Below are 15274 nucleotides of genomic sequence, written 5' to 3'. Positions count from 1 at the left end.
GATCATGGACGACCGCCAATACGCCTTCCTGGCCCGCCAGCCTTCCGCTGCCTTGAAAACCCGTGACGCCTTCTGGGGCATGCCCAAGCGTGGGCTGGCGTTCCTGTTGGTCAACGTCATGTTCTGGCAGCCGCTGTGGGCCCAGGCCGAGGGCATCGTCGTCAGCGCTCCGGGCACCAGTCTCGGCCAGGCCGGCAATGGCGTGCCGATCGTCAACATCGCCAAACCCAATGGCAGTGGCCTGTCTCATAACCAGTTCAAGGATTACAACGTCGGCAGCAACGGCGTGATCCTCAACAACGCCACCAAACCCGCCCAATCCACGCAGTTGGGCGGGGTCATCCTCGGCAACCCGAACCTCCAGGGCACGGCCGCCAAAACTATCCTCAACGAGGTCAACGGCGGCAGCCCCAGCCAGTTGCGCGGCTACACCGAAGTGGCGGGGCAGTCGGCTCACGTCATCGTCGCCAACCCTTATGGCATCACCTGTAACGGCTGCGGTTTCATCAATACGCCGAAGGCGACCCTGACCACGGGCAAACCGATCATCGAAAACGGCCAGGTGGGCCGCTATCAGGTGGACCAGGGCAGCGTCGCCATTGAGGGCGCGGGCCTAAATGCCAACAACGTCGACCGCTTCGAAATCATCACCCGCAGCGCCAGAATCAATGCCGAGATCCAGGCGAAGAATCTGACCATCGTTGCCGGGCGCAACGACGTCAACGCCGACACGCTCGACGCTACCGCTCGCGCCGACGACGGCAGCACCCAACCGGAGCTGGCCATCGATTCCTCGGCCCTGGGCGGCATGTACGCCGGCACGATCAAACTGGTGGGCACCGAGGCCGGCGTCGGTGTGAAGCTGGACGGCAAAATGGTTGCCAGTGGTGGTGATATCCAGCTTGATGCCGATGGCCGTCTGAGCCTGGCCGAGACAGCGGCGACCGGGGCTGTCGATATCCACGCCAAAAGCCTGGAAACCCGTGGCCAGGTGTACGCCGGCACTCGACTCGAGGCCAACACCCAGGGTGACCTGACCAGCCAGAAAAACCTGGTGGCGCGCGACAGCATCCGCCTGGACAGCGGCGGCACGTTGACCAACAACGGTATTGTCGAGGCCGGGGTCAACGCCGATAACAGCCGAAATACCGGGGGCGATGTCACCCTTACGGCAAGGCAACTGAACAACGCCGGCAAGACGGTCATCGCCAGTCGCGACCTGACCGTCACGACCACCGCGGCGCTGAACAACCAGGGCGGCACGCTTAGTGGCGGGCGCAAGACCACGATCACCGCCGACGTTGTGGATAACCGCAACAAAGGCCGGATCCTCGGCAATAGCGAACTGCAGTTGAACGCCAATCGGGTCCTGAATGCCCAGGGCGGGCTGATCAACAGCCAAGGGACTCTGATCGCCCATCTGGGCCATCTGGACAGCAACTCGGGCGAACTCTCCAGCCTGAACAGCGCGACCCTGATCCTCGGCAGCCTGGACAACCTGACCGGCCTGGTGATGGCCGGCAGAAACCTCGACATCACCAACACGGGCGCGATCAACAACCAGGGCGGCGAGCTGTCCAGCCAAGGCGCCATGAGTGTGCGCACCGGCAGCCTGAGCAACCGCGACAAGGGCACCGTCGCCGCCAACGACACGTTGTCGGTCACGGCGACAGGCCAGGTGGACAACGCCCAGGGCGGGCTGATCGCCAGCCGTACCGCCGGCATCGAACTGGATGCCGGGCGCCTGGACAACGCCAAGGGCACGCTGCAAGGCCAAGGGCTGGTGACCGTGGATGTGGCGGGCGACATCGATAACCAGGGCGGCAGCATCATCGCTCGGGACGCCGACCTGAATGTCTTCGCAAACAATCTGGACAACCGTGGCGGCGTACTGTCCAGCGTCAAGGCCGCGCTCCAGGCGCGGGCCACAGGTGTGCTGAGAAACGGTTATGACGCGAACCGTCAGGGCGGCACGATCCAGGCCCAGGGGCTGTATATCAAGGCCTTGGCCGGGCTGTTCAACGACGGTGGGCGCATCGCCGCACAAGCGGGCGATGTGGTGATCGATAACGCCGGTGTGGATGTCGACAACCGCAACGGCGGGATCTACGCCGTTGGCAACCTCCGAGTCATTGGCCGCGCACTGGACAACAGCAGCGGCGGACAGGTCAGCGCCAATCGCATCGACCTCGATCTCTCGGGGGCTCTGAACAATAACGCCGGCATTATTGAAAGCCAGGACAGCCTGGATATCCTGGCCGCCAGCCTGAGCAACCAGAAGGGCCAACTGCGCACCTTGGGCAAGGCCAGCACGACGGTATTCCAGATTGGCGGCCTGTTCGACAACAGCGACGGCACTTTGGAAACCGCCAGCCAGGATGTGGGCCTGGACACCGGCAGCCTGCATAACGTGGGTGGCGAGTTGTTGCACACGGGCCTGGGATTGTTCGGCATCAGCCAGGCCAACCTGGGGCAGGCCGGCGGTCGCCTGGTGACTTACGGCAATCTGACCGTGAAGGCTGATCGCTGGACCAACAGCACCGCGATTCAGGCCGGGAAACTGGTCGTTGAAGTCGACCAATTCACTCAGACCGCCACGGGCCAGTTGCTCAGTACCGATAGCATGGTGGGCCGTGGCACCGACTGGCGCGTCGACGGCCTGGTCGGCAGCGATGGCGCCATCGACCTGCAACTGACCGGCGAATATGCCGGTAATGGCCGCCTGAGCAGTCTCGGCAGCTTGGGGCTCAAGGCCGCGCTGATCAATCTGGAGGCGGGCGGCAGTATTGCCGGCGGCGACAGCACAACCGTCGTGGTCGATGGCGTTCTCAACAGCTACGGTCGGCTGACCTCGGCGGCGGACATGAGCGTCACTGCCGCCACCATCAACAACTACGGCACGTTGGGCAGTGCTGACGGACTCGGCGTATCGACCGGCGACCTGCTCAACGAGCACGGATTGATTTTCAGCGGCGCCGATACCCGCCTGCGGGTAAACAGCCTGACCAACCGTTACGCCGACATCTACAGCCTGGGCAACCTGAGCATCGATCGCGACGGCCTCGGCACCCGCGCCCGCAGCATCCTCAACAGTTCCGGTACGTTGCAAAGCGACGGCAGCATGCGCCTGGCGGCCAGCACCATCGACAACGTCCGCGAGGTATTGACCTCCCATGACGCCGGCATCTACACCGCCTCCATCAGGGAAGTGGCCTGCCTCGAAGGCGTCAACGCCGGTGACTGCAGCGGCGGCAAGGAAAACCACGTCTGGCAGATCGTCCAGCGTGACAAGTTCGAAGTCACCGCGGCCAGCGCCGCTTCCAGCATCACCACCGGCGGCAATCTGGATATCCAGGGCGACAGCCTGACCAATCGGAGCAGCAGCATTGGCGTCGGCGGGGCACTGACCGCCAACCTCGTCAGCCTGGACAACATCGGTATCGAGACCGGTGAGATCGAAACCTCGCGCACCTTTATGTCCGAACGTACGCGCAGTCCGGGTGGCTGGCGCGCCGCCGCGAATGATTTCACCAACAGGTACTGGTTGCAGAGCCCGGGGTACAACGTCAACGACCTGGGCGGCCTTGAAGCGGCGATGAGTCGTTTCATCGGCATGACCGAGCGTGAGCTGCCCCAGTTCCGCACCCAGACCAGTACCACCGATAACCAGACCTATGCCGCGATCATCCAGGCCGGTGGTGCCGTTGATGTTCGCACCCAGGGCAACGCCGACAACAGTATCGTGCGCGGGGGCTACAACTACGTCGGTGCCGGGCCGCGTACCGATACCCAGGCGGACACTGCATTCTCGACCCGCATCAACGTCAATCGGCAGCTGCCGCCGGACCTGACCCAGCAGCAGGTCGATCCGCTCACCTTGCCGGGCTTCGATTTGCCCACCGGGCAAAACGGACTGTTCCGCATGAGCGGCGACGGCTCGGCCACGCCGACCCAAGGCGCGGGGCTGACCCAAGTGCGTGGCCTGCCGGACCGTTCGTTCCAGGCCAACCCGCAAAAATACCTGATCGAGACCAACCCGGCGCTGACCGACCTGCGCCGGTTCATGAGCTCGGACTACCTGCTGACAAATCTGGGCTACGACCCGGACACCGCCGCCAAGCGCCTGGGCGACGGTTTCTACGAGCAACGCCTGATCCAGCAAGCCGTGATCGCCCGCACCGGCCAGCGCTTCCTCGACGGCCAGACCTCCGATGACGGCATGTTCAAGTACCTGATGAACAACGCCATCGCCAGCAAGGACGCGCTCAAATTGTCGTTGGGCGTGAGCCTCACCGCCGAACAGATCGCGGCCCTGACCCATGACATCGTCTGGATGGAAACCCGGACGGTGAACAACCAGCAGGTGTTGGTGCCGGTGCTGTATCTGGCCCAGGCCAACCATCGGCTGGCGGCCAATGGTGCGTTGATCCAGGGCTCCGATGTAAGCCTGATCGCTGGTAAGAACCTGAATAACTCCGGGACCTTGCGCGCCTCAAGCAACCTGAGAGTCGCGGCCGGCGACAACCTGGTCAACAGCGGTTTGCTGGAAGCGGGAAGTCGCCTCGAGGCGCTGGCCGGCAAGGACCTCACCAACAGGGCCGGCGGCATCATTACCGGGCGGGACGTCAGTGTCGTTGCCCTCACGGGCGACGTGATCAACGAACGTACCGTCACCACTCACGAAAGCAGCAGCGGCTACCGCACCGAACGCACCGACTTCATCGACAGCGCGGCCCGCATCGAAGCGGAAAACAACCTGACCATCAGTGCCGGGCGTGACATCAACAACGTCGGCGCAGTGCTGAAAAGCGGGACCGACACCACGCTCAATGCCTCGCGCGATGTCAATCTCGTCGCCGCCGAACGCATCACCAGCGGCACTCGCGGCCGGCATCGTGATCAGGACATCAAGCAATACGGCTCCAGCCTCGACAGCGGCCGCGACCTGACCGCCAACGCCGGCCGCAACCTCCTCGTCGTCGCCAGCCAGATCGACGCCAAGCGCGACGTCACCCTCGCCGCCAAAGAAAACCTGACCATCGCCTCGGCTGCGGATGAACAGCACTCTTACGGCAAGAGCAAGAAGGTCACCAGCCAAGAGGATCATGTCAACCAAGTAGCTTCGACGGTCAAGGCGGGGCGCAACGTTGCCGTGAGTGCGGGGCAGGACCTGGCGCTGATTTCCAGCAAGGTCAACGCTGCTAACGAGGCCTATTTCGTGGCAGGTGGCAGGCTTGAGCTGCTGGCTGCGCAAAACAGCCACTATTCGCTGTACGACATGAAGAAAAAAGGCGGGTGGGGGAGTAAGAAAACTCAGCGGGATGAGGTGACCAAGGTTACGCATGTGGGCAGCCAGATCACCACGGGCGGTGACCTGGTATTGCTCAGCGGGAGTGACCAGCGTTATCAGGCGGCCAAGCTGAACAGTGGCAATGACCTGACGTTACAGAGCGGCGGTTCGATTACCTTCGAGGGCGTCAAGGACCTGAGCCAGGAAAGCCATACAAAGAGCGATTCAAGTCTGGCTTGGAACTCGATGAAGGGGAAAGGCCACACCGACGAAACCTTGATTCAAAGCCAATTGCAGGCTCAGGGGAATGTGGCCATCAAAGCGGCCGATGGCTTGAAAATCGATATCAAGCACATCAACGAGAAAACCGTCAGCCAGACCATCGATGTCATGGTCAAGGCTGATCCCAAGTTGGCGTGGCTCAAGGAGGCCGAGCAGCGAGGGGATGTGGATTGGCGGCTGATAAAGGAAACCCACGAGTCGTTTAAATACAGCCATTCGAGCCTGGGCCAGGGCGCGATGCTGGCGATCATTATCATCGTTACCGTGCTGACGGCGGGTACTGCAACCGCCGCTACAGTCGGCGCCAGTGCTGGCAGCGCTGCTGCTGGGGCGGCAACTGCCGCAGGTGCGTCAGCTGCCACGGCTGCGACTGTAGGCGCTGCTGCATCGGCCGCCGCAACGGCGAGCTTTTCGGCAGCAGTCGCGCAAACGGCGGTCAGTACGATCAACAACAAGGGTGATCTGGGGGCGACCTTCAAGGACGTCTTTTCGTCAGACAACCTGAAAAACTACGTAATCGCCGGGATCACGGCCGGTTTTACCAAGGGCGTCATCGACCCCGCGCTCGGCGGCAATACGGTGCCGTTCAATAACCTCACGAAGGGTTTTGATTTAAATACGCTTCAAGGCGTGGGTGGCTTTGCGCTGCATGCCGGGGCTCAGGGTGTTGCGGGAGGCATCATCAAGACCGCCATCAATGGCGGTAGCCTCGGTCGGAACCTCAGTGATGGGTTGGTCTATCAGGCAAGTACCATCGCAGCGGCCACAACGTTCAATTTTGTCGGTGGTTATGCCCAGGACCATTGGCAAACCGCGAAGAATGCGGGCGATACCACAGGCATGACCATGTGGGCCGAAGGCGGCGTCGCTCGTACTGCCATGCACGCATTGGCGGGAGGAGCGATCTCCAGCGCTACCGGTGGCGACTTCAAGACCGGCGCCATCGCGGCGGGTGCCAGCCAGGCCATGGCTGGAGAACTTAATTCGATTTTCGATACACAGCCTGATCTGCGACAAGCGGTTTCTCAGGTTGTCGGTTTGACGGCCGCTGGTCTTGCTGGCGGTGATGTCGAGAAAGCCTCTTGGGTCGCGTTGATGGCTGACGAATACAATCGTCAGCTTCACCAGAAAGAGACCGTTGCACTTGAGAAACTGCAAAAGGAAACACCTGAAAAATCTTATGAATTGAAAGCGGCTGCGTGTGCTCTGGTTCATTGTTCCGCCTCGGTTCCGGTGGACGATCCAAACTACCAGGCGGTCAAAGCGCTTGAGGCGGACGGCAAGGGATTCTCAGGTGCGCAAAGCGCGCTGATTGCAACCGGTGCCTATGACGAATATTCGAAGTGGGACCAGGCCAATGACGACCTGCTGGTAAACGATAAGGAGCTCAGACAGTCGTCCCAGGCAAGCCGCGCGGTACTCGGCGCGATAGGGGCCGCGGCAGGATTCGGCGGCGCGATACTTTCCACGCCCGCTTGTATCACCGGAGCCGGTTGCGCTATACCTGCGTTCTCCGGTCTGGGCGGCGCAGCGTCGTTTGTCGATGGGTGGCAGGCCACCGGGCAGCTGTTCGCTCCTTACGATTACACGCAAGGAAGCAAGGTACTCGCGTCCTTCGACAGCGCAACCTATCCAGGCGACGTAAACCCCCTCCGCGACTATGGAACCGAGGCCGCCAAGGCCGCGATGGAAATAGCGTTGCTCAAGGGCGCAGGGAAATACCTTGATGGGAGTGGGGCTTCGGTACTGGTTTCGGGGGTTAAAGGGGGTGGAGCAAAAGTAACGGCGGGGTCAGTAGAAAAGCAAGCGACGCCTAGTTTTCCCAATCAGTTTCCAGACCACCCAACAGGTGTTCCAACACTTATCTCAGATACGAAGTTGACTCAAGGCGCAGGAAAGTACAATTATATTGTTCTTGAAGATGGTCAGTTAGTAATAGGACGAAAATTTAATGATGTAGGTGGTGGTCATATTGATCTCGCGAATGGTAAGCCGGTTATTGCTGCGGGAGAGGTAAAAATTGTGAACGGCAATGTTAAATATATTGATAACACATCAGGGCACTATGAACCCTCTGGTCCCGCTGCTCAAGCCGCAGCAGAAAATGCATTTTCTAAAAAAGGGCTTGATGTGGGAGGTAAGTACATAGAAAAAGTATGGGTGTCTGATCCTGCTGACACCAGAAAGGGTGCCTGGGTGCCTAAATGAATGAAGTCATTAAACAGTTTGATATTCTTTGTGATGTGGCTGCGGCCGCCTTTGGTGAAGAACTAGAGATTTCCTACGAGACGTCTTTACTAAATATTTTGGAATTTGTTAAAAAAAATCCGGAGTATAAAGAAGATTTCATAGAGAGATTTAAGTTGATTTTAATGTCTGGGGGCTCGCCATTTGAAGTTGTGGCATTTTGCATGCGTGAGCTTCAATGGTACGAAATTAAAGAATTTGTAATTTCAAAGATGAATCCTTCGGAGGATCCTCGTAGTGAGGCCCTGCGAAGCACATTAACCGCCTATGATGAATTTTGGCCTGATGCGGATCTTTATCGCTACTATGGCGCAGACTAGTTGGTGCAGGCGAAAAGCGGGATGGTTGTGGAAATCAGCGCTGAGGTTGATGGCTTTAAAACGTTGTCGGCGGATTTTCCAATTTCATGTTGTATAAGCTTAAGTATGGTAAAGGTCTAATCGACTGGCGCGCAGATAACTAATCGTCGAAAGACCCTAATAAGCTTGAGTGAGGGACAGACCACATTCCTACCCAATTTCTGCGATAAAAACGTGGTCTGCCGCTTTTTCAGGCCTTGGTCGACTGAGTGAAAGCCCAAGCAAACACGATAACGGCAATGACGGGTCTGATCAGATCCGTCGCTGGCGCCTGACCGGTAAACACCCCGAGGCCGAAAAATACGAAGGCCGCCAGAGCTGCGAGAACACCCAATGCTGAAATCCAGCGGAAATATCGTGGGAACATCACATCAATCCGTTAAAAAAATAGTACAGACCAGGTTTTATGAGTAAGAGGCAACGGCTTCTTCGATAAAACAGGATGTGTCTTCGTTATCCTATGTATCTTTTTTTCGGGTCAGATTTCAATTCGTACTTGCTAATGGAACAGCAAGATATGTTTTCATTCGATCCATGAACTGGATGGGAGATTTCAGGGCTTGTGAAGCGGGCCCAGTATACCCGCGGAAGCCTCGGCTGAGGCATGTGAGTCTAGGGTAGGGCGCTGGCGGCGATGCCTCTGACGCGCTGATAGGAATAGGCAATGCCCCAAGGCAAACCGGCATAGGAGGGCCATTTTTCGCTCGCTACCATGGCTACCGGTTCATCCATTGGAGTTCACCATGCCCAGTCGCAAAACCCTATTCATCACCGGCGTGAGCAGCGGCTTGGGTAGCGCACTCGCGCAAGAGGCAATTGCAGCAGGCCACCGTGTCATCGGCACCGTGCGCAATAAGACGGCGTTGCAGGCCTTCGAGTCGCTGTCCACCGAGCGTGCCCATGGCGTTATCCTGGACGTCACCGAGTTCGATCGAATCGACGCCGTTGTGGCGGCGACGGAGGCTGCCCACGGCCCGGTCGATGTGCTGGTCAATAATGCTGGCTATGGCCACGAAGGCATCTTCGAAGAGTCGCCACTGGAGGAAATGCGTCGTCAGTTCGACGTCAACGTGTTTGGCGCGGTGGCGGTGACCAAGGCCTTCGTGCCGTATTTTCGCCAGCGCCGTGCCGGTCATATCCTCAATATCACTTCCATGGGCGGCACGATTACCATGCCGGGCATCTCCTATTACTGCGCGAGCAAGTTTGCCCTCGAAGGTCTCTCCGATACGCTGAGCAAGGAACTGCTACCGTTCAACATCTTCGTGACGGCCGTCGCGCCCGGCTCGTTTCGCACCGACTGGGCCGGCCGTTCGATGCAGCGCACGGCGCGGAGCATTGCCGACTACGACGCCAGTTTCGATCCGATACGTAAAGCGCGCGTGGAGAAAAGCGGCAAACAACTGGGCGATCCGCGGAAAGCGGCGCAGGCCATGCTGCAGATCATCGCCAGCCAGACGCCACCCGCGCATTTGCTGTTGGGCAGTGATGCGCTGAAGCTGGTGCGGGAGAAGCTGAGTCGTGCCGCCAGTGAGATTGATCAATGGGAAGCGCTGACCCGTTCGACCGACAGTTGAACGGCCCGCAAAAGGGGACGTCGATGACTCAGGCCGCTGCGCGCATGGTGCAGTTGATGGAACAGCTCGCACCGGCGGAGGGCTACAACCTCAGCGCGCTGGACGACGTCCGCTTCCTGCGTTCGAACCGCCCCCTGACGCGTACGCCGGTGCTGTATGAACCCGGCATCGTGATCCTCTGCCAGGGGCGCAAGCGCGGTTATCTGGGCGATGACGTCTATGTCTATGACGCCCAGCATTACCTGGTGGTGTCTGTCCCCGTTCCATTCACCATGGAGACCGACGCCAGCGCCGCGGAGCCCATGTTGGCGGTCTATATGCACCTCGACTTGCAACTGGCCAGCGAACTCATGTTGCAAGTGGACGAAACCCACGGCCCCAGCGACGCCCAGCCCAAAGGCATGTACGCCTCGCCCATGGATGAGCCGCTGCACGCCTCGACGCTGCGCTTCCTGGAGGCAATGAGCCGTCCGGGCGAGGCGCAAATATTGGGCCCCTCTCTGATGCGGGAAATCTACTATCGAATCCTGACTGGCGAACAGGGCGGCTCGATGCGCGCCGCCCTCAGTCGCCGGGGACATTTCGGCAAGATCACCCGGGCGATACGCAAGATCCACAGTTGCTATCACGAGCATCTGGACGTCGAAACCCTGGCCCAGGAAGCCGGCATGAGCGTCCCCAACTTTCACCTGCACTTTCGCAACGTGACGGGCGCATCACCCATGCAGTACCTGAAGTCGACCCGCCTGCACCAGGCGCGATTATTGATGCTGCGCAACACCATGAACGCCTCGACGGCGGCGTTCAGTGTCGGCTATGAAAGCGCCTCGCAATTCAGCCGCGAGTTCAAGCGGATGTTTGGTCGGACGCCGCAGGCCGAGGTGGAATGGATGAGGGCGACTTATGCGTTGCCGGAGGGGGTGGCGGCGTCGGGGTATGTTTCTTCGCATTAGGGATGGGGTGGTTGTTGTGGCCGCTCCATGGTGGCTGATCCCGCGAAAGTTGCCGAGCTAACCAGCCCCTGTGCCCTGTTCCAGGGCCTTGGCAAATTTACGCATCAGACGCACCAGGTCGGTGATGTCCTCGGCAGCCCAGTCCTGAAAGATTCCTCGTGCCAGGCGCTCGCGCGCTTGGTCTATCTGGTCGGTGATCGCCTTGCCCTTCGCGGACACCACCGCCTCGCGCATCCGTCGATCTTCCGAGTTCTCATGCCGGATCACTAACTCCATGTGTTCAAGCTTGGAGACCTGACGGCTGATGGTCGTATAGTCCCTGCCTAGGCGACCTGCCAGATCCACGACACCAATCGGCCCCACCCGCTCGATTACCACCAGCAGGCGAAAGAGCGCCTGGTCCAGGTGTACGCCAGCTTCCGCGATGAGTCGCTCGTCGTTCCTAGGCCGGTTCATCACGCTCACGATCGAGATCAAGGACCGATGCAGATCCTTCATCTGCGCCGATATATGTGTATCTTGCACTTTATTTTCGACGGTCATAAGCTGCCCTCCTGATATGTGCATCTTACACATTCTTGGGAGAGGTGATATGCGTAAGCCCGTTGACGTCCTGATTTGTGGTGCCGGTGCCGCGGGCCTTACCTTAGCGATTGACCTGGCGCGGCGAGGGGTGCGCTTTGCCCTCATCGAAAAGCTTTCCTCGCCCTTCTTGGGCTCGCGCGGCAAAGGCATTCAGCCCCGCACCCAGGAGGTCTTCGAAGATCTCGGGATCCTGGACCGGATCATGGCCGCAGGCGGTATCTACCCGACTATTCGCAAATACGCGCCCGATGGCAGTCACGTGGACCAAGACGTGACGAACGTTGCCGAGCCCACACCTGCCGAGCCCTATTGCCTGCCTTTGATGATTCCTCAATTCAAGACCGAAGCAGTCTTGCGCGAGCGCTTGATCGAACTGGGGCATGCGCCAGAGTTTGGTGTCGAGCTAACCGGGACGCTGGTCAGCGCCGACGGAGTCAAAGCCGTACTCGCAACCCCGGATGGAGAACAGACCCTCCATACCCGATACCTGGTGGGTGCCGATGGCGGGCGCAGCTTCGTGCGCAACACCTTGGGGATTGGCTTTCCGGGCAAGACCCTGGGCGTACGGGCAATCGTGGCCGATGTCATATTGGATGGACTGCCGCGCGACGTGTGGCACCAGTTTGATGGTGGGAACTCAGGCCCATTGGCTATCTGCCCGTTGGCGGGCACAGACCTGTTCCAGATCCAGGCCCCCGTTCCCTTGGAGGGCGATATAGATCTCTGCGCGGCTGCGCTGACCGAACGCGTTGCCCTGCACACGGGGCGCACGGACATCATGGTCCATTCGGTCGCCTGGTCATCCATCTACAGCATGAATGCCAGGCTTGCCGATCGTTACCGGGATGGCCCGGTGTTCCTGGTCGGCGATGCGGCGCATGTCCATCCGCCTACCGGTGGACAAGGCCTCAACACCAGCGTCCAGGACGCTTACAATTTGGGCTGGAAGCTGGCGGCCGTATTGGCCGGCGCACCAGAGGCTCTACTGGACACATACGAAGCAGAGCGCCGCCCGGTGGCCGCAGACGTGCTCGGGCTGTCCACGCGCCTGCTTGCAGGCTTCAAGACCGGGGACAACAGGCGGACCCGTGAGGTCCAGCAGTTGGATATCGGCTATCCCCACTCGCCGCTATCGCTCCCGTCGCAGGCCACTGACAGCTGGCTCGCGCCAGGCGATCGTGCACCTGATGCCGTCATGCGAGGCGCAGGCGGCAGCCCAACGCGCTTGTTCAACCTGTTCAAGGGCACACATTGGACCTTGTTAGCCAATGGTCCCTCGAACTTCGCGCCAAGCGCGGGCTTGCATATCCACGGCATCGGGCCCGGCTCGGAAATCGAAGATTATCTGGGTCAATTCGCCCAGTTTTACGGCCTCGCTGAAGGCTCCGCCGTGTTGGTCAGGCCGGATGGCTATCTGGCGGGGTTCTTCACGAAAGATCAGGTGGTTGCATTGGACGGCTATCTGGCTCGCTACAACTAAGAGGACTTCAGCGTTTCCTGATTATGGTCTGATTTCGGATGAAAATAGATGATTGCTTGGCCGTTGCTGCGTACGCGGAGCTGCAACCCGTCGTCATCTGTGAGGACGTAATCCTTGGACTCCGGTTTGGCTCCCTTCAGTTGTCGGTCGGATCGGCGCAGGGCTGGAGCAGGGATGAGATCTACCTCAGGCGCTGTTTGGTATTCCAGAAATTAGTCCCGGCGGGCTTGGAATACCTGAAGAGTCAGAGCTCGGCGGATGCCAAAAAACCTCAGAATCGCTGAGACTCTTGATTTCGCTGGGTTTCAGGCACAAAAAAGACGTCCCCAGACGTCTTTTTTTCGTTGAGTTGGGGCCGGGGTAAGTTGAACTGGTTACGTAACGTTATGATTTACTTGGTTAATATTTTTTTTCGTTTTCTCTTGGAATACCATTTGGAATACCGTGCCAAAAAATTGAATTTAATTTTGTCGCCAATTTTGGCAAGAGCAAGACCAATAGTTAAGGGGGTTAAGGTTTAGCAGGGCGCTTCTGGGGGCCAGAGATCGGCTTTTTGGCCTTGATTGCAGGCTTTTTTGGTTTGGCACTTTTCGCCGGAGGCTTGGGAGTCAGTTTCTCGATGATTTCCTTACGGATATTCATACCGGTGCGTTTCAGCCTATCACTGGCGGCCATTAAGCTGACTTTACTGAAAAATGGTATGCCGATAGTGCCGTCAACATACCTATGACGCATGATTCCATAAACAACGGTGTATTCGCCCCGATCCACTTCACGCTTGCGCCCGTCCGGAAGGGTTCCGACGAAGGCAGATCCGCCTTTCGTTGCCGTGACCGTGTCTTTTAGCTTTCGGCGAAACTCGCTGTCGGCAACAAAAGCCTCGGCGCTGACAACACCCTGCATCCATAAGTGACTGATCGGCCCAGACGACTCTCCATCTTTAAGATGAATGAAGTATTTATCGTTTGAATAAAAATCACAGGGTTCCAGGTTGGCGGCGACAACACCTTCCGGATTGATTTTTGTACGATCAAGCTTGACCAGATCAGACCGGTTTTTTAACAGATCTACGATTAGCTCTTCTTCATTTAGGCAGTGGGTCGGTCCGATGATTACGATGTCTTCAATGCTGTCAAAGTGCTCATCGACCCTGTCCTTGAACTTTTTCGAAATTTTGTACCACTTGCCTGCGAACAATACGTAGTTTGTAGGCGCTGGTGTCGACAGGGTCGCCTCCCAATTGAGGCAATCATAAACCTTCCAGCCGGGCTCAATGGCGCCGGTGTTCAGGTTTTCGGTGCGGATTTTGTGAGACGCTTTTATCTCCTGGATCGTGTGCGTGCAACCCATTCGATTAAGCTCTGCGGCATAATCCTCGATTGAAAGCTTGGTGAATTCAGGCTTGCGGCTATTGAAACCCGAATATTGAAGGGAGGTTCCCTCAACGTAGTTTTGGATTTCCGGAGGGGACATATGTAGCAGGCTCTTTGATCCGCTCCGGATTGCTTGGATTTCCTGGAAGAGGAGTCTGTCCAAGCGCCTAAGTCGAGATGGATTTGCCTCAACTTTGACGTTGTCAAACCACGCATAGTCTTTCTTATACGTCTTAGATTTGAAGGCACTCAAGATCTCTACGCATTTGCTGTGGAATTGCGATGGCGTTAGCGGAGTGTCCAGACTGAGAGCATCTTTTCCTGCGACGAATTTGGCGAAGGCGTCGTCTTCGGGCTTGCCTCCTGCAACCCTTGCGAGGTCTCGCAGGGTGTCTACCCCGAATTGGCTAAAATCGGAAAGCCTACTGGCCTGAACCCGCCGCTGAAACGTGACTGCATCCGGAGTCGCTAAGTCGAGACTCAGAAGGCTTCCCCTTCTTACAGTATTTAAGGCAACCTTCAGTCCGAATTGATGCACGAATGCATCGTCGTTCAAGGTGATGTGTGCGTATCCAAAGCACAGCGCCATCCACCTCTGCTCTACGCTCAAGAACAAAATCGCCGCTGAACCACTTGAATGCAGCGCGTCGAACGGATCGCTGACAAAGCCCTGAAGGAGGCTCAGCCATTCAGGTACGGTGTCGTAGACTTGGCCATAGTAAAGGACGCCTTCACCGTCACCATCCCAGTCCTGACCTTTTAGCTCGCGCGCGCCACCTGGCCCATAAGCAGCACTGATTGCATCAGCTGGATTTTTTTTAGGCTTGAGTAGCCTGACGGTGATCGAGTTAACAGCGTTCCGTGCCATCTTAGATCTCCACTTAGGCGCCAATGCAGGTATCTTGCGGATTTCCAGATTCTGATGGTCGTAATGGCAAATTGCAATGCTGGTCCACGTGTTGTCTTCCTGCCAGCTCTCGACCTTGAGCGAAACGGCGGTCCCGATCCCGGCGGGATGAAAAATGTATAGAATGGTGCCCATTCTGAGCTGGCAGTTTGAATCCAATCACTCCGGGAAAAGCTCACCCGCTTTGCAGCGACACTCATGCGGCAGTGGCTGCAATTACT

General features: G+C 58.3%; 8 protein-coding genes and 1 pseudogene. 5 read left to right on the top strand and 4 right to left on the bottom strand.

Annotation, left to right across the window (positions count from 1 at the left end; translation table 11 throughout):
• Window positions 1–4: 4 nt before the first annotated feature.
• Together J3P89_RS24785 and J3P89_RS24780 are read left to right on the top strand one after the other, a co-directional pair.
• Entirely contained in the window at window positions 5–7780 is a 7776-nt protein-coding gene (locus tag J3P89_RS24785) for a DUF637 domain-containing protein (RefSeq protein WP_434695933.1), read from the top strand.
• Window positions 7777–8139, top strand: a complete 363-nt coding sequence (locus J3P89_RS24780; protein ID WP_434602755.1) for a hypothetical protein — start codon at window positions 7777–7779, stop codon at window positions 8137–8139. The genes J3P89_RS24785 and J3P89_RS24780 overlap by 4 nt, the downstream gene beginning before the upstream one ends.
• 229 nt (window positions 8140–8368) lie before the next feature.
• Here the strand turns inward: J3P89_RS24780 and J3P89_RS24775 are convergent, their stop codons facing one another.
• The gene (locus J3P89_RS24775; RefSeq protein ID WP_434569872.1) at window positions 8369–8545 is read right to left on the bottom strand and encodes a hypothetical protein; all 177 of its coding nucleotides are present in this window, start codon (window positions 8543–8545) and stop codon (window positions 8369–8371) included.
• Window positions 8546–8921: 376 nt separating this feature from the next.
• On the opposite strand from J3P89_RS24775, the gene J3P89_RS24770 reads away from it, so the two are divergent.
• Together J3P89_RS24770 and J3P89_RS24765 are read left to right on the top strand one after the other, a co-directional pair.
• Complete coding sequence (locus tag J3P89_RS24770) at window positions 8922–9755, top strand: oxidoreductase (protein WP_434695932.1); 834 nt, start codon at window positions 8922–8924, stop codon at window positions 9753–9755.
• 23 nt (window positions 9756–9778) lie between these two features.
• Window positions 9779–10708, top strand: coding sequence for an AraC family transcriptional regulator N-terminal domain-containing protein (locus J3P89_RS24765; protein ID WP_434695931.1), 930 nt, complete (start codon window positions 9779–9781; stop codon window positions 10706–10708).
• A 57-nt stretch (window positions 10709–10765) separates the two neighbouring features.
• On the opposite strand, the gene J3P89_RS24760 is transcribed toward J3P89_RS24765, so the two are convergent.
• A complete protein-coding gene (locus tag J3P89_RS24760) occupies window positions 10766–11251 on the bottom strand; it encodes a MarR family winged helix-turn-helix transcriptional regulator (protein ID WP_434626251.1) in 486 nt (161 codons plus the stop codon).
• A gap of 49 nt (window positions 11252–11300) precedes the next feature.
• On the opposite strand from J3P89_RS24760, the gene J3P89_RS24755 reads away from it, so the two are divergent.
• Complete coding sequence (locus tag J3P89_RS24755) at window positions 11301–12773, top strand: FAD-dependent oxidoreductase (RefSeq protein WP_434695929.1); 1473 nt, start codon at window positions 11301–11303, stop codon at window positions 12771–12773.
• Between the two features lie 38 nt (window positions 12774–12811).
• Here the strand turns inward: J3P89_RS24755 and J3P89_RS24750 are convergent.
• Together J3P89_RS24750 and J3P89_RS24745 are read right to left on the bottom strand one after the other, a co-directional pair.
• Window positions 12812–12949 (bottom strand): annotated as a pseudogene (locus tag J3P89_RS24750) (integrase); the annotation flags it as partial.
• A gap of 334 nt (window positions 12950–13283) precedes the next feature.
• Window positions 13284–15188: a DUF6119 family protein gene (locus tag J3P89_RS24745; protein WP_434695928.1), complete on the bottom strand. Its 1905-nt coding sequence runs from the start codon at window positions 15186–15188 to the stop codon at window positions 13284–13286.
• Between the last annotated feature and the right edge of the window lie 86 nt (window positions 15189–15274).

It is taken from the genome of Pseudomonas sp. Z1-14, from assembly GCF_051132005.1.
Classification (GTDB): domain Bacteria; phylum Pseudomonadota; class Gammaproteobacteria; order Pseudomonadales; family Pseudomonadaceae; genus Aquipseudomonas.
This window is presented reverse-complemented; position numbering and strand designations above follow the sequence as displayed.